Raw genomic sequence first — 21,987 nt, forward strand, 5'->3', positions numbered from 1 at the left:
AATCCGAATGAGTGCCGTTACAGTGAAGGTCGGTGACGACATGCTGAGGCGCGACAGCGACTACGAGCGCGGCCGCACGTCCGTGCTGTTCGTCGACATGCAGCGCATCTGGTGCGAACCCAATCTCGATCCGACCCACCCGCAGGACGCCGACAGCTACTATCACAAGCGGCTGCGCCAGACGGTGATCCCCAACCAGGTCCGCATCCTCGAGGCGGCCCGCAGTTCCGGCTGCGAAGTGCTGCACACCATCATCGAGAGCCTGACGCTTGACGGCCGCGACCGCTCGCTCGACCACAAGCTTTCCGACATGCATGTGCCGAAGGGCTCGCCCGAGGGCCAGGTCATTCCCGAACTGGCGCCTGTCGACAACGAGATCGTGCTGCCGAAAACCTCTTCCGGCGTCTTCAACTCGACCAACATCGACTACATCCTGCGCAACCTCAACACCCGCTATCTGATCATCGCCGGCGTCATCACCGACCAGTGCGTCGACATGGCGGTGCGCGACGCCGCCGACCGCGGCTATCTCGTCACCGTCGTCAGCGACGCCTGTGCGACCTACAGCCCCGAGCGCCACGAAGGCGCCCTTCGCGCCTATTCCGGCTACTGCTGGACCACCGATACCGACACCGTCGTCAACCGCCTTCAGGGCCTGCGCCAAGCCTGAGCCGCTGCCGAAGATCTTGAGACAAGAGGGGAATTCATGACCGAGACCAACAACGGCAAGGCTCATTCCGCACTGACGGAACTCGCGACCTTCGTCACCACCGACATCGCCGGCATCACCCGCGGCCGCAGCTTTGCCGCTGCACAGATCGACGACTATCTGCGCAAGGGCGTCGGCTGGGTGCCTGCCAATCTGGCGCTGACACCCTTCGACCAGATCGCCGAAAACAATCCCTGGGGCTCGGCCGGCGACCTCAGGCTGATGGCCGACCCCGCCAGCAAGGCGCGCGTCACCTGCCTGCCCGACGTCACCCCGCTGCATTTCTATCACTCCGATATCACCGACCTCAAAGGCGACCCGTGGGAGTGCTGCGTTCGCAGCTTGCTCAAGCGCACGCTTGAGGAATTCGAGCGCGAGGCCGGGCTGAAAGTCATCTCCGCCGTCGAGCAGGAGTTCCAGCTTCTCGGCGTCGACTGGCCCGACGCGCCGTCCTTCGGCCTGCGCGCGCAACGCCGTGCCGAACCCTTCGGCCCGCTGTTGATGACGGCACTGCAGGAGGCGGGCGCCGAGCCGGAAATGTTCCTGCCCGAATATGGCAAGGACCAGTTCGAGATCACCTGCCGCCCGGCGGATGCGCTGACCGCTGCCGACCGTGGCGCCACGATCCGCGCCATCACCAAGGAAGTGGCCGCCCTCTTCGGCTGGAACGCAAGCTTCGCACCGAAGACGAGCGCCAACGGCGTGGGCAACGGCGTGCACCTACATGTCAGCTTCACCGATCTTGACGGCAATCCTGTCACCTTCGACGCGTCGCGCCCGGGTCGCCTGTCGAAGGTCGCCGGGTCTTTCGCCGCCGGCGTTATCCGCCACCTCCCGGCGCTGACCGCCTTCACCGCCCCGTCGGTGCTCTCCTACATGCGGCTCGTTCCGCACCATTGGAGCGCTGCCTATACCTGCCTTGGCGAAAAGAACCGCGAGGCGACGCTCCGCATCTGCCCGACGCTGGATCTGCCCGGCAGCAATCCGGCCAAGCAGTTCAACATGGAGTACCGCGCCGCCGACGCCTGCGCGAGCCCGCATCTGTCGCTGGCCGTCCTGCTCAAGGCCGGCCTCGAAGGTATCCGGGCTGGCCTCGAACAGCCGCCGCTGATCAACTCGGACCCGTCCGATTTTTCCGACGCGGACCAGAAGAAGCTCGGCATCCGCCGCCTGCCTGCAAGCCTGCCGGAAGCGCTCGAAACGCTTGCCGAAGACAAGGTGGTGACCGGCTGGTTCGCCAAGGACTTCCTCGATTGCTACGTCGCGATGAAGCGCAAGGAAATCGAGATCGTCGACGGCCTCTCCCCCGACGAACTCTGCGCCCGCTACGCGGCCGTCTACTGATACGGATAGGCTCCCATGACTTCGACAACGGCCATCAAGAGCCCCGACGACCGACGCGGCAGGCACGACGCCCGCCAGCCGCTTCTGGCGATCGACGAGCCGCCGCCCTATGCGGTGTTTAACCCGGACGGCAAATCGCCGTTCCTGCTTTTGTGCGAGCATGCGTCCAACCGCATGCCGCGTGCACTCGGTGACATGGGATTGCCCGAACACGAGCGCCAGCGCCATATCGCCTGGGACATCGGGGCCTTGGCACTCGCCCAGCATCTAAGCCTCAGCCTCGACGCGCCGTTGTTCTTCACCAACTATTCAAGGTTGGTGATCGACTGCAACCGTCCGCTTTCGGCGCCGTCCTTCATTCCGGAAGTGAGCGAAACGACGGAGATCCCGGCCAACCGGGATCTGAGCGAGATGGAGCGACAGCAGCGGATCGATACGCTGTTCAGGCCCTTCGCCGATGCCGTTTCCCGGCGCCTTGATCTACTGCAGGCAAGGGGTGAACGGCCGTTTGTCGTTGGCGTGCACAGTTTCACCCCCGTCTATTTCGGCAATCAGCGCCCGTGGCAGGCGGGCATTCTCTATCGCGATGCCGAGGCTTTCGCGCAGTCGCTGATCCGGGACCTGAGTTCGGAAGAGCAACTGACGATCGGCGACAACGAGCCCTACAACATCCACCCGGACGAGGATTATACGGTGCCGGTGCATGCCGACGCGCGCCAGCTGCCGGGCGTGCTGATCGAAGTCAGGCATGACCTGATCGATACCGACGCGGGCGTAAAGGCGTGGGGTGAGCGGCTGACCCGTTGTCTCCAGACGAGCCTCAGGGAGTGCCGCCCGTGACCGAAGGCCTTTACGCCAGGGACGGACACGCGATTGCCAACCTGCAGAAGCTGCGCTTCTTTCCGCTCGCCATCGCCGGCGGCAAGGGTGTACGTCTCGTCGAGGAGAACGGCCGCGAGCTGATCGACCTTTCCGGCGCCTGGGGAGCTGCAAGCCTTGGTTATGGCCATCCCGCCCTGGTCGAGGCCGTGTCGCGGGCTGTTGCCAACCCGGCGGGCGCAAGCGTTCTCTCCGCCGCCAACGCACCGGCGACCGCCCTTGCGGAAAAACTGCTCGGCCTTTTCCCCGGCAAGGGACGCAACAAGGTGTGGTTCGGCCATTCCGGCTCCGACGCCAACGAAGCAGTCTTCCGGGCGATCGCCAAAACCACCGGCCGCACCGGCGTCATCTCTTTCATTGGCGCCTATCACGGCTGCACCACCGGCTCGATGGCCTTTTCCGGCCACAGCGTCCAGGCGGGTGCGACCAAGGCGGAGGGGCTGATCCTGCTGCCCTACCCCGATCCCTACCGGCCTTATCAAGGCGACGTTACAGGCGAGGCAATCCTCGACCTCCTGAAACAGCAGTTTGCGACCTCGGCACCGCCGGAGCGGATCGGCTGCGCCTTCATCGAGCCGATCCAGTCCGACGGCGGGCTGATCGTGCCGCCGATGGGGTTCTTCGAAAAATTTGCCGATCTCTGCCAACGGCACGGCATCCTCGTCGTCTGCGACGAAGTCAAGGTCGGGCTCGGCCGCAGCGGCAGGATGCACTGCTTCGAGCATGAGGATTTTGTGCCCGATATCCTGACGGTCGGCAAAGGGCTCGGCGGCGGCCTGCCGCTTTCGGCAGCGATCGGCCCGGCCGAGATCATGGATTGCGCCACGGCCTTTGCGATGCAGACGCTACATGGCAACCCGGTGTCGACAGCTGCCGGCCTTGCCGTGCTCGAAACCATCGAGCGCGAGGGACTGGCCGAAGCTGCCCACCGAAAGGGCGAACGTTTGCGCCAGGGCCTGCGGCAGCTTTCCGGGCGTCACACGCTGATCGGCGATGTGCGCGGACGCGGCCTTGCCTGCGGCGTGGAGCTGATTGCCGACCGCGACAGCCGTTCACCGGCAGCAAGAGAAACGGCCAAGCTGATCTACCGCGCCTATGAGCTCGGCCTCGTCGTCTATTATGTCGGCATGAATTCGAACGTTTTGGAGATGACCCCGCCGCTGACGATCTCGGACGCGGACATCGACCAGGCGCTCGACATTCTCGACCGCGCCTTTGGCGATGTCGTAGCCGGCCGGGTTTCAGACGCGGTGCTTTCAGAATTCGCCGGCTGGTGAGGCAGTCCTACCGGCGTCTGCCGTCGGTGGGACCCGCGTCTACCAACCCTCGTCAAGAACACGCGTGAGCATGTCGGCAAAAAAGTCGGCGCTTTCCCGGCTGAGGCAGAGCGGCGGCTTGATCTTCAAGACGTTCAGGTGGTCGCCGGTCGGCTGCATGATGACGCCAAACTCAAGAAGGCGATCGCAGATGGCCGCGGTCTCTTCTGTCGCGGGCTCCAGCGTTTCGCGATCGCGGACGAACTCGACACCGAGATAAAGCCCCATGCCGTGCACGGCGCCGACCAGCGGAAACCGCTGCTCCAGCGCTTCGAGCCTCGTCTTGAGGTAGCCGCCGACGACGCGCGCGTTGTCCTGCAATTTCTCCTCTTCGAGAAGATCGAGCACCGTCTGACCGACGATGGAACTCACCGGACTGCCGCCTGATGACGAGAAGAAATAACCTTCCTTCTCCAGGGCGTCGGCAATCTCACGCCGCGTGATGACGGCGCCGAGCGGATGGCCGTTGCCCATGCCCTTGGCGATGGTGATGATATCGGGCACGACGCCCTGTTCCTCGAAACCCCAGAAATAGTCCCCGAGCCTGCCGTAACCGACCTGCACCTCGTCTGCGATGCAGACACCACCGCGCTGGCGAACCATGGCATAGACGGCGTCGAGATAGCCTTTCGGCAAGGGAATGCCGCCGGCGTTGCCATAGACCGGCTCACAGATGAAGCCGGCAAGGCCTTGCCCCCCGTCCTCCAGTTCGCGCAATTTGGTCGCAACCGACCGGACGTAATTGTCGGTCGTGCCGGCGCCGCGGAACGGGCCTCGATAGGTGTTTGGCGCCACCACGGCATGCACCCAGTCAGGGCGGGTCTCAAGCGCCTGCGGGTTGTCAGCGATCGAGGTCGAGACCGCGTCGCTCGCCACCGTCCAGCCGTGATAGGCCTCGAGCAGACTGACGATGTTGCGCTGGCCGGAAAAGGCCCAGGCGAGCCGCAAGGCGAGATCGTTCGCTTCCGAGCCGCTGTTGACCAGGAACACCGTGTCGAGGCCATCGGGCGCGAGTGCTGCAAGCCGCGCGGAAAACTCGGCGACCGAAGCATAATGGAAACGCGAATTCGTATTGAGCAGCGACCATTGCCGGCCGACCGCTGCCGCCAGCCGCGGATGTCCGTGGCCGAGGATGGTGACGTTGTTGACCATGTCGAGATAGGCCCTGCCCTCGACGTCGAACAGATGTTCCTTCCAGCCGCGTTCGATCTGCGGTGGATTGCGATAGTAGTTTTTCTGCTGCCTGGCGAAGTGCCGCTTGCGGCGGTCAAGCAGGTCGGTCGAATGCGGTCTCGGCGCATCGCAGTCGAAACCGAGGATGCCTGATGGTGACGGGCAGAGCATGCGCCACGCATCCGCCTGATGGGCCGGGACAAACAGCGGCGGGTTCAGTCCCGGTTCGCGGCAGAGCTGCACCCGGATCAGGCCAAGCCCATGGCCGGCCTCGACCACCGTGCCGATCGGCGTGCCGGCAGCAACCGTCTCTTCCGTATCCTCGGACGGTTCGAGACCGGAGAGATGGAGAACGACCGCCCCACCGTTCAGGACCATCCGCCCGTCATGCCATTCGGGTCGGCCGGCAAAGGGTGCCCTGACGACAGTCCCGGTCGGCAGGCAGAGATCGACATGCAGGGCGAAGGTCGGCATCGGCGCGGACGCCCGAAGCGCGCTCTCGGTCATCCGGTACTCGCCATACCGGGTCGACGCCATCCCGATCGCGTGCGCCGCCGTCTGCAGCAACGAGGCCGGCAGCGCCTCGTGCTGCCAGCGCTCCTCGGGAAGCAGCGGGCTCAAGATGGAAAGATCGATCTGGCGCACGCCGGCAGGCTCGATGTCGACGAGCAATCCCTCACCCACCACCGGCATCGTCGCCTCCGGTACCGCATCGACGGCACGCAGGATCGCGTATTGCATCATGGCCGGCGGTACGGAGACGGCAACGTCGAAGATCTCGCGCTCATGGGCCGCGTTGCCCTGCACATAGGCGTTCTCAGGATCGATGGTGAGCTGCTGCTCGGAACTGGCGATCAGAACCGCGGCACGCGCAACGATCAGCGGCCACAATGCCTTCAGCTCGTTTTCCTCAAGCGGGCAAACCGCGTGAAAGGCCCTGATGGCCGGCAGAACGAAGAGAGGATCGCCATCGGCATGATGCAGCAGCGAAGCGCATGTGACGGCGAGCTCTGCGACGAGCCAGCCCTTCAGAATATCGCCGAAATCGTTGACGCCATCCGGGATCGGCCGGCCGGCCGCATCCGGTTGGCCGACGACATTGTCGTCAGTCACATCATGGTGGATCGCCTGGAGGCGCAGATCGGCCGTCAGCGGCTGCAGCCGGCGCATGGCCCCGACCATCGCCTCGGCGATGCGCTTCTTCAGGCCCTCGTCGGTCATGGCGGAAAGCAGGTGCAAGGCGACCGGTGCGGCGTGGCGTAGATCCCATTGCAGCTCGCGGTCGAGGCCCGGATGATCGAAATCGCTGAGTGCCACCGCCAGCCGCCCGGCAATGTCGCCGAGCGCGGCCACGGTTTCCGCTGTCAGATGTTTGCGCCGCGTCAACGGCACGCCATCGAGATAGGTCAACAGGCGAACGCGATAGTCCTCGCCGCGCACCGTCACATCGACGATGTCGTTGCCATCGAGCGCGCGCATGACCTGCGGCACCCGCACCGAGCCGGTCTGACGGGCGAGATGCAACAAGGCGGCGTTCTGGGCTTGCAGTTCCAGCGGATCGTAGGCCGCTCGGCAGATCTTCAGGACGAAAAGTGCCTCGCCGGTGTCGATCCGGTAGTTGCGATCCTGCTGGCTGCCCAGTTCGGTCAGGGTGCCGGAAAGGCCGAAATGCTCCGAAAGAATGCGCGCAGCGTCCTCGGGCGTCACATCGGGCCTTGGCAATTGCGTGCGAAGCTTCAGCGCGTCTTCAACCATAATGTCGCCTCCATCACATCCGGCATCATGCCGACTTCCGAATCGACCGAACGGGTCTCCTGACTATTGCGACACACCTTCAAGGCGATAGCGCGTCCCGGGATAGAGCAGGCGCGCCGTCGTCACATTGGCGGTGTCGAACCAGGTGCGACGCCGGATCATAAGACAAGGCTCGTTGCGGTCGATGCCGAGCAGCTTGCATTCCCATGGCTGCGGCGACACCGCCTCGACGATCTGTTCGGTGCGGGTGATCGGTGCGACCGCCGTCAGATAGGCGTTCGGCGTCATGTCGCGGAAATCCTGCTCCATGTATTTCGGGCAGATGGCCGGGTTGACGAACCGGTCCTCGATCTGAATCGGCAGGCCGTTTTCCGAATGCACCATGATCGAATGGAAAACTCGTGCGCCGGTAACAAGCCCGAGCGCATAGCCGATTTCCGAAGGTGCTACCTCCTCCTGCATCAGCGTCATGCGCGAAGTATGGGCGTGGCCGCGCTCGCGGATCTCGTCGGCGATGTTGCGCACTTCCAAGAGCGCCGTGCTGCCCTTGTGTGCCGCGACGAACGACCCTACCCCCTGAACGCGGGTGATCGCCCCCTCGGTCGCCAGCTCCCGCAGCGCCCGGTTCGCGGTCATGCGGCTGACGCCGAGATCGGCGACGATCTCGTTTTCGGAAGGAATACGATGATGTGCCGGCCATTCCCCGCTGTCGATGCGGGTGCGGATGAACTGCTTCACCGCCTCGTAGCGTGGCACCGGTCCGTCCTCGAATGCGGCCATTTCGATCCTTCGCCTGAGTGCCGTTATTGGCATTTTTCCCGCCCTTTCCGGAAAGCAAACAAATCATGCGTATCCGGCAATGATTCTTTTCGTTCATTTCGCGCTTGCGCGCCACAGCAAAATATCTATAGTTCCATATACAACTACGTACAGGAAAATCGCAACATGGCAACTTTTCCCGTCAACCGGCTCTTCGCCGACCATGTGCTTCTGCCGACAGGCTGGGCGCAGAATGTCGCCATTGCGCTCGATGCGTCAGGCGGCATCGCCTCCATTGAGACCGATCAGACGATCGCCGACGGCGACGAACGCGTTGCCGGACCGCTCATTCCAGCCGTCGCCAATCTGCATTCCCACGCCTTCCAGCGCGCCATGGCGGGCCTCGCCGAGGTCGCCGGCAGCGGCAACGACAGTTTCTGGACCTGGCGGGAAGAAATGTACCGCACCGTCGGACTGGTGAACCCCGACGACGTCGAGGCGATCGCCGCCAAGCTCTACATGGAGATGCTGAAGGGCGGCTTCGGCCATGTTGCCGAATTCCATTACCTGCACCACACCGCCGACGGCACGCCCTATTCCGACCCGGCCGAGATGTCGCTGCGCATTCTCGCTGCCGCGCAATCGACCGGCATCGGCCTCACCCATCTGCCGGTCTTCTACGCTCATGCCAATTTCGGCGGCGTCGCCCCGAACGTCGGCCAGCGCCCCTTCCTGCATGACCCCGATCGTTTCCTCGCACTCCTGGAACGCCTGGCGCCGATCTGCCGCGACAATGGCCAGACGCTCGGCTACGCCATCCATTCACTGCGCGCCGCGACCCCGGAAGAGATGCGCACGATCCTCGAACGTGCACCCGTCAACGGACCGATCCATATTCACGTCGCCGAACAGACCAAGGAAGTCGAAGACAGCCTTGCCTGGAGCGGTCGCCGCCCTGTTCAGTGGTTGCTCGACGAAATGCCCGTCGACGAGCGCTGGTGCTTGATCCACGCGACCCATCTGACCGACGAGGAAAGACAGCGGCTGGCACGGTCGGGCGCGGTCGCCGGCCTTTGCCCGGCAACGGAAGCCAATCTTGGCGACGGCATCTTTCCAGCCGTCGACTACATCGCCGAAGGCGGACGCCTCGGCATCGGCACCGACAGCCATGTGGCAACCAGCGTCGCCGAAGAACTGCGGTTGCTGGAATACGGCCAGCGCCTGCGCGACCGGCGTCGCAACCGGCTCGCCGCCGCCCCGGGCGCATCGGTCGGCCACACCATTTTCGATGCGGCCCTCAAGGGTGGCGCCCAGGCTGTCGGCCATAAGGCTGCCGGCATTGCAGTCGGTGCCCGCGCCGATTTCGTCGTGCTCGACGGCTCCAATCCGTACATCGCCGCCGCAAGCGGCAATCAGATCCTCGACCGCTGGCTGTTTGCGCTCGGCGGCGAGACCGTCCGCGACGTCATGGTCGCGGGACAGTGGAAGATCCGCAACGGACGCCATGATCGGGAGGAAGACATCGACCGTGCTTTCGCGCGGGTGCTTATGAAACTGAAGTAGCAATCGAAGCGACTATCAAAAAAAGGGGAATGCGCATGTCGATCAGCAAACTGAAACTCACCCTCGCCGCCACCGGCCTCGTGCTTGCCGCTTCTGCCGGCAACGCCAGCGCCTCCTATTGCGGCGACGGCAAGACCGTTACCTTCGCCGGCATCGACTGGGAAAGCGGCGCGTTCATCACCGAGGTGATGAAAACCATCCTGTCGAAGGGCTACGACTGCCAGGTGGATTCGATCCCCGGCAATTCGGTGACGCTCGAACAGGCGACCGCCAACAACGACGTCCAGATCTTCGCCGAGGAATGGCTCGGCCGCTCCGACATCTGGAACAAGGCTGTCGAGGAAAAGAAGGTCGTGGCCATCGGCAAGACCTTCGTCGGCGCCAGCGAAGGCTGGTTCGTGCCGGAATACGTCATCAAGGGCGATGCCAGCCGCAACATCGAGGCCAAGGCGCCGGACCTGAAGAGCGTCTCGCAGCTTTCCGATGCCAAGATCGTCGAACTCTTCGCCGATCCGGAGGAGCCGTCCAAGGGCCGCTTCCTCAATTGCCCGTCCGGCTGGACCTGCGAGGGCGTCAGCACCGCCAAGCTTGATGCCTACAAGCTCGGCGAAACCTATGTGAACTTCCGTCCCGGCACCGGCACGGCGCTCGATTCCGCAATCACTTCGGCCTATCTGCAGGGCGAGCCGATCCTGTTCTACTACTGGTCTCCGACCGCGATCATGGGCAAGTTCAAGCTCGTCCAGCTTGAAGAGCCGGCCTACAACGAAGCCTGCTGGAAGGAGCTTTCGAGCGCCACCGGCAAGCGCGACCAGGGCTGCGCCTTCCCGTCCGTCGATGTTTCCTACGGCGTCAACAGCACCTTCGCCCAGGAAGCCCCCGAGATCATCGCCATCCTCGAAAAGGCGACCTTCCCTCTGGAAGACGTCAACGGCAGCCTTGCCTACATGACCGACCAGAAGGTCGATGCAGTGGCGGCAGCGGCCGAGTTCCTGAAGACCAAGGGCGACATCTGGGGCAAGTGGGTCTCCGACGAGGCCCGCGGCAAGATCGAAGCCAGCCTGAAGTAAAGTCCGTTCGGTCGGCCGACGCGGGTCTGATGCGCCTCGCCTCTGTCTGAGACAGGGCGGTCCCATCGGACCCGCGCCGGCCCCACCCTTCGACACCCCGAGGCAAGCGCCATCGGCGGCGGCATTGCGTCCGTCATGGCCCGAGCAAGGAACGACATCCGATGTTTCCGGATTCCCTCAATCTCTCCATCCGCGCGCCGGTGAACGAGTTCATCCAGACGCTGGTCAGCAGCTATGGCTGGGTCTTCAAGGCGATCAGCGCGGTGATCCTGAAAGCCGTGCTGTTCATCGAATGGATCCTGCGCGGCCTGCCCTGGTGGGTCGTCATCCTCGCCTTCATGGCGCTTGCCTGGCAAAGCTCCAAGCGCTGGACGCTGACGGTCGCCGTCGGCGCGCTCCTGTTCTTCGTCGGCGTGCTCGGCCTCTGGGATCTTACCATGCAGACGCTGGCGCTGATGCTGATGGCGACGCTGGTGTCTGTGGCCATCGGAGTTCCCATGGGCATTCTCGTCGCCAAGAGCCGGCTGGTGCGCAACATCACGCTGCCGGTGCTCGACGTGATGCAGACCATGCCGAGCTTCGTCTATCTGATCCCGGCGCTGATGCTCTTCGGCCTCGGCAAGGTGCCGGCGATCCTCGCCACCATCATCTATGCCGTGCCGCCACTGATCCGCCTCACCGACCTCGGCATTCGCCAGGTCGACCACGAGGTGGTCGAAGCGGCAACGGCCTTCGGCGGCAGCCCCAACCAGATCCTCTTCGGCGTCGAACTGCCGCTGGCAACCCCGACGATCATGGCCGGCCTCAACCAGACAATCATGATGGCGCTGTCGATGGTGGTCGTCGCTTCGATGATCGGCGCGCGCGGCCTCGGCGAGCAGGTGCTGAACGGCATCCAGACGCTTGACGTCGGCAAGGGCCTGGAAGCCGGCATCGGCATCGTCATTCTGGCAATCGTACTCGACCGCATCACGCAAGGTTTCGGCAAGAACCGGACGGAGGATCCCCGCAATGGCTGATATCGAGATCCGCAACGTCTACAAGATCTTCGGCCAGGACGCCAAGGCGGCACTCGCCATGGCCAAGGACGGCCTCGACAAATCTGAGATTCTCGCCCGCTCCGGCTGCAGCGTCGGCCTCAACGACGTCAGCCTGACGATCGGTGCCGGCAAGATCTTCGTCATCATGGGCCTGTCCGGATCGGGCAAGTCGACGCTTGTGCGCCACATCAACCGGCTGATCGAACCGACCAGCGGCCAGGTGGTCTTCGACGGCAGCAACATCCTCGAGCTCGACGCCAAGGCGCTTCGCACCTTCCGCATGCACCGCGTCAGCATGGTGTTCCAGAGCTTTGCCCTGATGCCGCACCGCACCGTGCTGCAGAACGTCGTCTACGGCCAGCGGGTGCGCGGCCTTTCCAAGGCCGACAGCCGCGACATCGGCATGAAATGGATCGAGACCGTCGGGCTTTCCGGCTACGACGCCAAGTTCCCGCATCAGCTTTCGGGCGGCATGAAACAGCGCGTCGGCCTTGCCCGGGCGCTTGCCGCCGATACCGATGTCATCCTGATGGACGAAGCCTTCTCGGCGCTCGATCCGCTGATCCGCGCCGACATGCAGGACCAGTTGCTGCAGCTGCAGCAGAACCTGTCGAAGACCATCGTCTTCATCACTCACGATCTCGACGAGGCTTTGCGCATCGGCTCGGAAATCGCCATCCTGAAGGACGGCCAGGTGGTGCAGGTGGGAACGCCTGACGATATTCTCGACAAGCCCGCCAACGACTATGTCGCCCGGTTCGTCCAGCGCCGCCAGGGAAGGCCAGAAACTCATGACTGAAACCGTCACGCTTGATGGACCTGCAACCTGGGTCGAGATCGCCGCGGTCGCAGATGGCGCTCGGCTGACGCTTTCCGCGGCTGCTCGCCAGCGCATCGTCAAGGCCCGCGCCGTGGTCGAGGCGCTGGTCGATCGCGGCATCCGCGGCTACGGCATCAACACAGGTGTCGGTGCGCTTTGCGATGTCATCATCGACCGGGAAAACCAGCAGGCTCTGTCGCGCAACATCATCCTCAGCCATGCCTGCGGCGTCGGTGAGCCGCTCGGGCGAACCGAGGCACGGGCGGTGATGGCTGCCCAGATCGCCAATTTCGCCCATGGCTATTCCGGCGTCCGCATCGAGACGGTCGAGGCACTTCTGGCGCTGCTCAATGCGGGCCTCATCCCCAATATTCCGTCGCGTGGCTCTGTCGGCTACCTCTCCCATGCCGCGTCGATCGGCCTCGTGCTGATCGGCCATGGCTCGGCAAACGACGGCAAGGCAACAGTCAGCGGTGCCGAAGCCTTGCGTCGGCTCGAGCTCCAGCCCCTGCAGTTGCAGGCCAAGGAGGGCTTGAGCCTCGTCAACGGCACGCCCTGCGCCACCGGCCTTGCCGCGCTGGCGCTGTCGCGCGCACAAAAACTCTTCGCCTGGGCGGATGCCGCATCGGCGCTGACCTATGAAAACCTCGGCAGCCAGGCCAATGCCTTTGCCGCCGGCCCGCTGGCGCTGCGGCACTCGTCCGGACTGCAGGCGGTCGGCAAGACGCTGCGCGACCTTCTGGAGGATAGCCCAATGCTGGCGGCAAGCGCCGGCACGCGCACACAGGATCCCTTGAGCCTGCGCGCCGTGCCGCATGTGCATGGCGCCGCCCGCGACGCCTTCGACCATGTGGCCGAGGTGGTGAACCGGGAGCTGGCAAGCCTCACCGACAACCCGGCCGTTTCAGGCACGCCGGAGGCGCCGGAGGTGCATTCGCAGGCTCATGCGGTTGGAGCAGCACTCGGTCTCGCCATGGACAGTCTCGCGGTCGCCGTTGCCGAAGTTGCGGCGATATCTGAGCGTCGTATCGACCGGCTGGTCAACCCGCTCGTCAGTGGCCTGCCCGCCTTTCTCGCCGGCGACAGCGGTGTTTCCTCCGGCTACATGATCGCCCAGTATACGGCGGCTGCCCTTGCCGCGGAGAACCGTCGCCTAGCAGCCCCCGCCAGCCTTGATGGTGGCATCACCTCGGCGCTGCAGGAGGATATCCTGACGCACGCCACGCCCGCCGCCTGGAAGGCGCTTGAAATCGTCGACAACCTCGAGCGCATTCTTGCAATCGAGCTGCTCGCGGCCGCACAGGCCTATGACCTGCAGCCCCGCGCAACGGCCAAGGCGAAACGCACCGAGGCGCTCTACCAGCGCATCCGCGCCGTCGTTCCCGTCTATGCAGACGACCGGCCGATGAACGAGGATTTCGACCGCATGCGGCTCGTCATTCAGGAAGAGACGCCATGAAGCTCCTGCCCGCCTCCGGCCACAAGCGCATGCCCTGGAAAAACGGTGGCGGCGAAACCATCGAGATATCAGTCTTTCCGGAAGGCGCATCGCTTTCGGAGTTTGACTGGCGGGTGAGCATGGCGACCGTCGCAAGCGATGGCCCCTTCTCTGCTTTTCCCGGCATCGACCGCACGCTGTCGATCCTTAAAGGCAACGGCATGACGCTCTTGATCGAAGGCCGCGACCCGGCCCGATTGACGGAGGCGGATGCGCCCCTTGCCTTCCCCGCCGACGTCGCCACATCGGCCAGCCTGATTAACGGCACGATCGTCGACCTCAATGTCATGACCCGCCGGGGCAAGCTCATCCATCGGGTGCGCCGGCTGGCGATCGACGGCGAGCATTCGCTGGCGAGCGAGGCTACCACCACCATGGTCTTTTGCCATCGCGGCGCGGTGGAGCTGGATGGTAACGGCCAGACGCTTGCGCTTTCCGTCGGCGATGCGGTGATCCTCGAGGGGCCGGTTGCGGCCACGGTGAAGGCGCCGGCACCGTGCGAGGTGTTTCTCATCGAGATCGACCCGGCGCCGAGCGTCTGACTGCGCCTGGTGCCGGCGGCCAGCTCCGCGCCGCTCTCCGATCGCGCAACCTCAGCTTACAACCGAACGGACGGCGCCAACACCAACGGCTACTTTGCGTCGCTGGCGCTGATCTCCTTCTGCTGCGTCATGATCGCCTCCGTCTGGATCTTGGTGTTCTGGCCGATGGCGATCATCCAGCGCTCCCCCTCCTTCACCAGGATGTAGAGCGGGCTGCCTTCCGCTTCTCCGAGGATCGGCGAGCCATCGTCCAGCATCGGGCGCTGGCGCCGGGAGAAAGCGTCGAAATCCGGCAAGCCTGAGCATTCTCGACGCTCCTCGCCAGGATTGGCACCGATTTTTCCGTTCATAATTCGGTAACCATACGGCGTGTTACCCGGGGAACAGCGCATTCGACGCCACAGGATAGTCTCCATGCCACGGTTTGACAGTCTCTCAACAGCAAACACAAGGCTTGGAGGATACGGACATGATCAAGACCGGTTTCGGCGTTTCCATCACCGTTCTGGCCTTCTCTCTGGCAGTGATCGCCTTCATGAATGTGGCCCTGTCCCAATATCGGGCGGCAGAAATTGCCGACATCACCCTGCCCGACTACAGCACGATCACCTCGTCCATCCATCGCTAAAGCGCGCCGTCTCGATTTCCACCGGGCAGGAAACCGGGTGGCTTGCCCGACGCTGAGGGGCAAGAATGCTCGATCAAACGATGGAGCCAGCCATGATGTCCCTGCTCACCCTCCACGCGTCGGCAGCCACACGAGGCGACGGTCTTCGCCTCGAACTCCTCACCGCGAAAACCTGATGTCCGTGGCCGGCAAACACGGCGTTTCACTTCACGCAGGCATTGAGCGCCTTGATGGCCTCATCGGCTCCCGCGAGATCGACCCTGGTTTGCGCAGCGCCGGCCGATTGAAACGTCAGTTCAGCGCTTTGCGCTAACGCCGATTGCAACGCGTCCCTGTCAGCGCCGACGTGAACAGTCAGGAGATGAGGCGTGCGGATATCGACTTCGCGTAGTGCAAACGCCTTGCCGCCGATCCTCAAGTCACCCGCGGATGCGCTCTTCTCGGTGAGATTCCAGCTGTTGTTGAAGAGGCTGAGGTGAAACGCCTGATTACGGTCGGCATACAGGATGAGCGCGATCTTTCGGTCGACGTTTTTCGACATCAGACAGCCTTTTCGTCCCCCATCCAATGGGTCTCCAGTCCAACTGCCCACCTGAAATTTTTGCTCAGAGCTTTCGCGCTTCGCCTCGTCCTGGTCACTTCCATCGCGCTCCATCTGCGGCGGCTTTCCGTCGGACCTGAACTGCAGAGCGTACTGGCTTTTGCCGATATCGGTGGCCTCGCAAACCGTCATGGCCTCGCCCTTGAAGGGGTTGGTGTAACCGCATCCGCCAGCCACTTCCTTCATCTCGAATTCAGCCGCTTCCTTACCGGGGTCCACAACGATCCTGTTGACGCTCTGCAACTGACTGTCCGGGTCGGGCTTCTCGGCCTCGCGTCCTCGGAAAGTCACTGCAACGCCGGACTTGAGGAAAACCGTGAAACCGGATCGGCCGTCTGGATAAACCGATTGTACCAGCATGCCGTCACATTGGCTCGTCCAGTCTTCACCTGCAACGATGAGGCTCTCACAGGTGCCGGTCAGCGTTCCCGTGGTCAGATCATCCGTGAGGGCCTGAGACTGGGCCGGCAGACTGATCAGCATACACGCGGCCAAGATAGCGGAAAACGGGCCAGCACGGAGTTTCGAAACTGCAATCGTCATAGTATTCGCCGAATCGCTCATATATTCAAAGTTGCGTTTAGCCTACAACGGCAATGGTCGGCCCGCCAGCGTTCCGCGCTGACAGCAGGAGGCTGAATTGGCAGCAGCAACCTGGGCGGGCAGCCATTGGCTACGACCGGTTCAGGCACCCCCAGAGCTTCGAGACCCGCTTTTCTCCAGATCTCCCTGATAGCCGCACTCTTGGCGGCAAGGCGACGGGCGAACCTAAGTACGGCGATCGCCATGATCGCGGCCTGACCGTTGCGCAGTCGGCCGGCGCTATTCTCCGCGTCAGGCAGAGCCGGCCGGTCTCCTTGAAACGTGAACGGCCGATGTCCTGGTGGAGAAACCTCCCTTCCCATTGTCGGCACGAACAAAGACTTCCCCTGGCATGACTTTGCTGCTTGGATGGACCGCACCGGCCGCCTCATGGCCGATGCCCATCCGTTGCCAGGAAGTTTCCGATGTCGAGCGATCATTCCCACCTCTGGCCCGGCGTTCCCCTCGCCCTGGGGTCCGCCGTTCTCTTCGGCGCCTCGACGCCGCTTTCAAAACTTCTGCTCGGCACCATTGACCCCTGGCTGCTCGCCGGCATGCTTTATCTCGGCGCCGGGATTGGCTTGGCGATCGTTCACCGCGCCCGCGCCCTGGTCGGACTCGATGGCGTCGAAGCGCCGCTGGCGCGCGCCGATATTCCCTGGCTGATTACCGTGATCCTGTTCGGCGGCGTGCTCGGCCCGCTGTTGCTGATGTTCGGCCTATCCCAGACCACGGCCGCCTCCGGATCGCTGCTCCTCAACCTCGAGGGACTGGCGACAATGGCGATTGCCTGGCTGGTGTTTCGCGAGAATGTCGATCGCCGCCTGCTCCTGGGCGCAGCCGCAATTTTATGCGGCGCGGTTCTCCTGTCGTGGAACGGTGCAGGCCTGAGCCTCGATCGCGGCAGCCTGCTGATATCAGGCGCCTGCCTTGCCTGGGGCATCGACAACAATCTGACGCGAAAACTCTCCTCCGCCGATCCCGTCCAGATCGCCATGATCAAGGGTTTGGCTGCCGGCGCCACCAACCTCGCCCTTGCCCTGTCGCTCGGCGCCTCGCTGCCGTCTGTCGGCCTCACGGCAGCAGCCGCCCTCGTCGGCTTCCTCGGTGTCGGCATCAGCCTCGTCTTCTTCATGCTCGGCCTGCGCCATCTCGGCACGGCGCGCACTGGCGCTTACTTCTCGCTCGCCCCCTTCATCGGCGCCCTTCTCTCGATCGCCCTCTTCCGCGACACGATCACCCTGCAATTCCTCTCAGCCGGCCTGCTGATGGCCTTTGGCCTCTGGATGCACCTGGCCGAGCGCCACGACCACGAACACACCCACGAGGCGCTCGAGCACGAACACGCCCATATTCACGACGAACATCACAACCACAGCCACGACGGCCCGGTCACCGAGCCGCACTCCCACTGGCACCGGCACGAACCGATGCGGCATAAGCATCCGCATTACCCGGACCTGCATCACCGGCATAGTCATGGGTGAGGGCGTTTAGGTGCCCTGAAATTACCTCTGAGACGGCTTGAAAGTGCGTCGAAGTTGCGGATTTTGGAGCATATCGGAAATGCAAATTTTCCGGACTTGCGTGGCAAAATTCCGGAAAAGCGCGAGCTATAGCGGCGATGGTTCGCGCTGGTGCGGGACGGACCGGGCATTCTGTGCCTGATCCGCCTGGGGATTGATCCCCGTTATGCCTGGACCAGCATCTTGACAACCTCATCGGTCGTCCAAAGGCCGTTGGCCATGTAGCGGAAATTGATCAGCGCAGAGAGATAGCCGTCACCCCGGAAGGTGATCGAGCGGAACCCGAAGAGCGCAGACGCCTATTCGAGGCTGATGCGCCAGTTGATCAAGGAAGTACGGGTCAGAACTTGGAGAAGCGCAAGCCCGATATCCAACTCATTGGAAAGCTAAGGAGTTCCTTTGCAGAGACCCAACCTAAGGTACGAGCGGGGTGTCTAATGGTAGCGGAGGAGGGATTCGAACCCCCGACACAAGGATTATGATTCCTCTGCTCTAACCTACTGAGCTACTCCGCCGGGTACCGCGTCAGGGCTTCGAAGGTGAAGCCGTCTTGACTGGACGGGCGGCTTATAAGGCCCGGTTCTGCCTAGTGTCAAGCCAAGTCGCGGGGAAAATGTGAAGTTTTCCCGCGCGATCGGAAATGACTGCCTCAGGCAGCCGCAGGCGCTGCCAGAAGCACCTTCAATGCGGCTTCCGCACCGGCCTCACGCTCGGATTTGCGGATGAAGCCGCCGCCATAGACGCGGGCGTCTTCGCCGACGCCGGAATAGAGCGCGCAGGCCTGGCCGGGCGCGATGCCGGCTTCGCCTTCGGCAAGCTCGACATAAAGACCCTCGGCGTCACGCTTCAGGATAGCGGGCGCCGGCTGGCGGGTGGAGCGGACCTTGGCGAAACAGTCGAAGCCATCGGCTGCCACGTCTTCAAGATCTTCATCGCCCAGCCAGTTGACGTCGCGCAGGTAGACGCGGCGCGTTTCCAGCGCTTCCTTGGGGCCGACGATGACGCGGCGCGAGCGGGCGTCGAGATAGACGACATAGAGCGGCTCGCCGGTGGCGATGCCGATGCCGCGGCGCTGGCCGATGGTGTAGTGCAAAATGCCGTCATGGGTGCCGAGTATGCGGCCATCGAGATGCACGATCTCGCCGGCAAGCGCTGCATTCGGCTTCAGCTTGGAAACGATATCGCTGTACTTGCCCTGCGGCACGAAACAGATGTCCTGGCTGTCGGCCTTCTGGGCAACGACAAGGCCCATCTCTTCGGCCAGCACCCGCGTTTCGGCCTTGGAGAGGTGACCGAGCGGGAAGCGCAGATAGTCGATCTGCTCCTGCGTGGTGGCAAAGAGGAAGTAGCTCTGGTCGCGATCGGCGTCAGTCGGGCGATAGAGCGCCCGCTGGCCGGCATAGCGCGGGTTCGGGCTCGGCCGCGAGCGGATGTAGTGGCCGGTCGCCAGCGCATCGGCACCGAGCTCCTTGGCCGTCGCCAGGAGATCGGCAAACTTGACCGTCTGGTTACAGGCAACGCAGGGGATCGGCGTTTCGCCGGCGACATAGCTTTCGGCAAACGGGTTGATCACCGTTTCGCGGAAGCGCGCTTCGTAATCGAGCACGTAATGCGGGATGCCGAGCGTTTCGCAGACGCGTCGCGCGTCGTCGATGTCCTGGCCGGCACAGCAGGAGCCGGCACGGTGGACGGCGGTACCGTGGTCGTAGAGCTGCAGCGTGATGCCGAGAACGTCGTAACCCTCGCGTTTGAGCAGGCCCGCGACGACGGAACTATCGACGCCGCCGGACATGGCGACAACGACACGCGTATCTTCGGGCTTGCGGTCAAAATTGAGAGTATTCACGGGATCCAATCCGGCCTTCGGGTGGCAGCGACAACGCTCGCCCCTGTTTCACGCTTCATGCGATGCAATGCCTGCGCGATAGCACGCGGCACGCGTTCGGCTTCTACAGCGCCGCGCGTCTTATTCAGACGCGCCAAGGTCGCTGTAGCACGACAATGTCCAGAGTATCTTCTCCGCTTTCTTGAAAGCGGGAGGCTCCAGTCGCCGACATATAGAAACTTGTCCGCCCGGCGGCAAGGGCGGTGCTATGGCGCAAGGCCGGTCAGGGCGGTCCGTCTCAGATCAGTTTCAGCCGCATGGCGCGGGCGATCGCCTGCATGCGGTTGACGGCGTCGAGCTTGCGGGTCGCGCTCTTGAAGTAGCTGCTGACCGTATAGGTGGAGATGCCAAGGATGATGGCGATCTCGTCGCTGCTCTTGCCGGCTGCGGCCCAGCGCAGACACTCGATCTCGCGGCTCGACAGCTTTTCGCGCGCCGAGCTGCCGGTGTCGAAGGTGCGTTCGAGGCATTCGAACAGCTGCACGAGGGAAAGATAGAGCGTCGCCTGCTCGACGCCGACAGGCGGGTCGCGTCGTCCGGACAGCATGGCTACGAAGGGATCGCCGCTGCTGGTATGCAACTGGACGGCGAAATGGCGCCCCATCTCCGGATGCGCCAGCAGCCGGTGCACCATCGCCTCGTCGGTCGGTTTGCCGGCCGCATCGAGCAGCTCGGCGCCGCCGGTTACCGGCAGCTTGGTACCGCGCAGGCGCTCGACGAGCACGCTCGACTGAAAGGTCTCGCAGGCGTCGTACTGGCGCACCAGCTCCGACGGCCAGTTACTCAGCACCAGGCGCTCGGAAAAGCGCTGCTGCTCGGCCAGCGGCAGGCGCGCGATCATGAAATGGCCGAAGCCATAGCGCGCGATCAACCGCCGCATCAGGTGCAGAAGTTCGTATTCCGTGCGGACGGCAGCCGTATCGATTTCGGAAATCATGTCCGCCGTCTCAGCCTCGCGCAGCAAGGCTGGTTCATTCGATTCCTTCATCTCTGATCACCACATCACCGGTGCCAACGCACCTGGTCGAGAGAATACAAACAGCCCCGAAAATCATCCGGTGCATGAACTTCACCCGGCAGCCAGAATACAGCCACCCTCTCCGGCATGCCCGCGAAAGCAACGCGACCGGTTGTGAAAATATGACGATGCACCAAGAATGATTCGGGAGCGCACAAACGTCGCTCATCCTTTATTTCGGCGCCTCGTTACCAAGAATTTTAGTTAAAGTGAAATGTGGTAATTGCATGGCTCCCATGTAAAATCCGCGATAATCCAAAGCTTTCCGGGCATTAAGGCGGCTCTTGTCGAGCGCGACAGGCGTCGCGATCGCCGGCGGGACGTTGCGGAAGTGATCGAGGGAGTGTGCGGAAGTATTTAAAATTATGAGCAAATTGTTACCGACCGCTTAGGCAAATGTTAAATGTGGCGGGCTAAGGTCAGCAACATATGGTCTTGAGTTTGTGTAGAGAGTCCCATGACCGAAATGATGCGACCACGTGTAAAATATGTCATCGGCCCCGATGGCAGTCCTCTGACGATTGCGGATCTGCCGCCGGCGAATACCCGGCGCTGGGTTATTCGCAGGAAGGCTGAGGTGGTTGCCGCTGTCCGCGGTGGCCTTTTGAGCCTTGAGGAAGCGTGCGAACGCTATACCCTCACTGTCGAGGAATTCCTTTCCTGGCAGTCCTCCATCAACGATCACGGTCTGGCCGGCCTGCGCACCACACGCATCCAGCAATATCGCCACTAAAAGCCCCCAACAGGGCCATAGGTCGAACGGCGGCTCCGGAATTTCCGGTGGCCGCCGTCTTCGTTTTCCGTCGCCCGCTCCGCCCCGTCTTTCAATAGGCAACATTTCGGCGACAGTGCGTTTCCCCTTCGCGTTCGCCAAACCGGTTTCGAATGCTGCAGTCATGCGATAGCATCTTCAGCAACACGCAAACGTTGAATGTGAAGGGATGCTGAGATGGATATCGCCCACGAAGAAATCGGTTCGCACGGCCGCTACTCGACAACCGTCGAAGGCTATACCGGCGAGATGACCTATTCCCGCTCATCGCCGAAACTGATCATCGTCGATCACACGCTCGTTCCCGACGAGTTGCGCGGCAAGGGCGTCGGCCAGGCGCTGGCAAAACATGCAATCGACGAAGCGCGCAAGGGCGGCTGGAAGATCATTCCGCTCTGCCCGTTCATGCGCGCGCAGGCGCTGCGCCATCCCGATTGGCAGGACGTGATCCAGGCCTGAGGCGGCAAACCACCAAAGTTCCGAAATGGGAAAACCCGCCCGACAGAT

The 21,987-nt window shown here is 63.2% G+C and carries 20 protein-coding genes and 1 tRNA gene; 14 read left to right on the plus strand and 7 right to left on the minus strand.

The features are described from left to right. Positions 1-7: 7 nt before the first annotated feature. From ASD02_RS30675 to ASD02_RS30690, 4 genes are read left to right on the plus strand one after another with little or no spacing between them, the layout of a single operon-like run. Positions 8-670 (plus strand): isochorismatase family cysteine hydrolase, encoded by a 663-nt coding sequence (locus ASD02_RS30675; RefSeq protein WP_025424685.1) that lies wholly within the window; start codon positions 8-10, stop codon positions 668-670. Positions 671-706: 36 nt separating this feature from the next. After that, complete coding sequence (locus ASD02_RS30680; RefSeq protein ID WP_025424686.1) at positions 707-2,053, plus strand: glutamine synthetase family protein; 1,347 nt, start codon at positions 707-709, stop codon at positions 2,051-2,053. A 15-nt stretch (positions 2,054-2,068) separates the two neighbouring features. After that, positions 2,069-2,893, plus strand: coding sequence for an N-formylglutamate amidohydrolase (locus tag ASD02_RS30685; RefSeq protein ID WP_082523521.1), 825 nt, complete (start codon positions 2,069-2,071; stop codon positions 2,891-2,893). Then, positions 2,890-4,209: an aspartate aminotransferase family protein gene (locus ASD02_RS30690; protein WP_025424688.1), complete on the plus strand. Its 1,320-nt coding sequence runs from the start codon at positions 2,890-2,892 to the stop codon at positions 4,207-4,209. The genes ASD02_RS30685 and ASD02_RS30690 overlap by 4 nt, the downstream gene beginning before the upstream one ends. Positions 4,210-4,248: 39 nt before the next feature. Here the strand turns inward: ASD02_RS30690 and ASD02_RS30695 are convergent, their stop codons facing one another. Next, positions 4,249-7,176, minus strand: a complete 2,928-nt coding sequence (locus tag ASD02_RS30695) for an aminotransferase (RefSeq protein WP_057221561.1) — start codon at positions 7,174-7,176, stop codon at positions 4,249-4,251. 63 nt (positions 7,177-7,239) lie between these two features. Further along, complete coding sequence (gene hutC / locus ASD02_RS30700) at positions 7,240-7,983, minus strand: histidine utilization repressor (RefSeq protein WP_156408502.1); 744 nt, start codon at positions 7,981-7,983, stop codon at positions 7,240-7,242. A 138-nt stretch (positions 7,984-8,121) separates the two neighbouring features. Here hutC and hutF point away from each other — a divergent pair, with 138 nt between their 5' ends. From hutF to ASD02_RS30730, 6 genes are all read left to right on the plus strand, one after another. Next, on the plus strand, positions 8,122-9,498 hold the full coding sequence (hutF, locus tag ASD02_RS30705; protein WP_057206574.1) for a formimidoylglutamate deiminase: 1,377 nt from the start codon (positions 8,122-8,124) through the stop codon (positions 9,496-9,498). 35 nt (positions 9,499-9,533) lie between these two features. Then, entirely contained in the window at positions 9,534-10,568 is a 1,035-nt protein-coding gene (locus tag ASD02_RS30710; RefSeq protein WP_057206637.1) for an ABC transporter substrate-binding protein, read from the plus strand. 161 nt (positions 10,569-10,729) lie between these two features. Next, positions 10,730-11,587, plus strand: coding sequence for a proline/glycine betaine ABC transporter permease (locus ASD02_RS30715; protein WP_025424693.1), 858 nt, complete (start codon positions 10,730-10,732; stop codon positions 11,585-11,587). Continuing rightward, positions 11,580-12,407 carry a betaine/proline/choline family ABC transporter ATP-binding protein gene (locus ASD02_RS30720; protein WP_025424694.1) on the plus strand — a complete coding sequence of 276 codons (828 nt, stop codon included), beginning with the start codon at positions 11,580-11,582 and terminating at the stop codon, positions 12,405-12,407. The genes ASD02_RS30715 and ASD02_RS30720 overlap by 8 nt, the downstream gene beginning before the upstream one ends. Further along, positions 12,400-13,887, plus strand: coding sequence for a histidine ammonia-lyase (gene hutH, locus ASD02_RS30725; protein ID WP_057217899.1), 1,488 nt, complete (start codon positions 12,400-12,402; stop codon positions 13,885-13,887). Before ASD02_RS30720 ends, hutH begins: the two co-directional genes overlap by 8 nt. Beyond that, a complete protein-coding gene (locus ASD02_RS30730; RefSeq protein WP_025424696.1) occupies positions 13,884-14,468 on the plus strand; it encodes a HutD family protein in 585 nt (194 codons plus the stop codon). Before hutH ends, ASD02_RS30730 begins: the two co-directional genes overlap by 4 nt. Before the next feature lie 89 nt (positions 14,469-14,557). Here the strand turns inward: ASD02_RS30730 and ASD02_RS30735 are convergent, their stop codons facing one another. Beyond that, positions 14,558-14,818, minus strand: a complete 261-nt coding sequence (locus ASD02_RS30735) for a hypothetical protein (protein ID WP_156408499.1) — start codon at positions 14,816-14,818, stop codon at positions 14,558-14,560. Between the two features lie 119 nt (positions 14,819-14,937). Between ASD02_RS30735 and ASD02_RS38745 the strand changes: the two genes are divergently transcribed. Continuing rightward, positions 14,938-15,096 (plus strand): hypothetical protein, encoded by a 159-nt coding sequence (locus tag ASD02_RS38745; RefSeq protein WP_156408099.1) that lies wholly within the window; start codon positions 14,938-14,940, stop codon positions 15,094-15,096. 202 nt (positions 15,097-15,298) lie between these two features. Here ASD02_RS38745 and ASD02_RS30740 read toward each other — a convergent pair whose 3' ends face one another. Further along, complete coding sequence (locus ASD02_RS30740) at positions 15,299-16,240, minus strand: hypothetical protein (protein WP_057206582.1); 942 nt, start codon at positions 16,238-16,240, stop codon at positions 15,299-15,301. A 464-nt stretch (positions 16,241-16,704) separates the two neighbouring features. Between ASD02_RS30740 and ASD02_RS30745 the strand changes: the two genes are divergently transcribed. Further along, positions 16,705-17,766 (plus strand): DMT family transporter, encoded by a 1,062-nt coding sequence (locus ASD02_RS30745; protein WP_025424699.1) that lies wholly within the window; start codon positions 16,705-16,707, stop codon positions 17,764-17,766. Positions 17,767-18,243: 477 nt separating this feature from the next. Here ASD02_RS30745 and ASD02_RS30750 read toward each other — a convergent pair. The 3 genes from ASD02_RS30750 to ASD02_RS30760 form a co-directional block, all read right to left on the minus strand. Further along, positions 18,244-18,320, minus strand: a tRNA-Met gene (locus ASD02_RS30750). 134 nt (positions 18,321-18,454) lie between these two features. Then, positions 18,455-19,651, minus strand: a complete 1,197-nt coding sequence (mnmA, locus tag ASD02_RS30755; protein ID WP_025424702.1) for a tRNA 2-thiouridine(34) synthase MnmA — start codon at positions 19,649-19,651, stop codon at positions 18,455-18,457. A gap of 277 nt (positions 19,652-19,928) precedes the next feature. Next, entirely contained in the window at positions 19,929-20,678 is a 750-nt protein-coding gene (locus ASD02_RS30760; RefSeq protein ID WP_025424703.1) for a LuxR family transcriptional regulator, read from the minus strand. A gap of 487 nt (positions 20,679-21,165) precedes the next feature. On the opposite strand from ASD02_RS30760, the gene ASD02_RS30765 reads away from it, so the two are divergent. Both ASD02_RS30765 and ASD02_RS30770 read left to right on the plus strand, forming a co-directional pair. Next, on the plus strand, positions 21,166-21,441 hold the full coding sequence (locus ASD02_RS30765) for a DUF1153 domain-containing protein (RefSeq protein WP_003527546.1): 276 nt from the start codon (positions 21,166-21,168) through the stop codon (positions 21,439-21,441). A 216-nt stretch (positions 21,442-21,657) separates the two neighbouring features. Continuing rightward, positions 21,658-21,939: a GNAT family N-acetyltransferase gene (locus ASD02_RS30770; protein WP_025424704.1), complete on the plus strand. Its 282-nt coding sequence runs from the start codon at positions 21,658-21,660 to the stop codon at positions 21,937-21,939. Positions 21,940-21,987 lie beyond the last annotated feature (48 nt).

The organism is Ensifer sp. Root1252, assembly GCF_001425885.1.
GTDB lineage: Bacteria > Pseudomonadota > Alphaproteobacteria > Rhizobiales > Rhizobiaceae > Ensifer > Ensifer canadensis.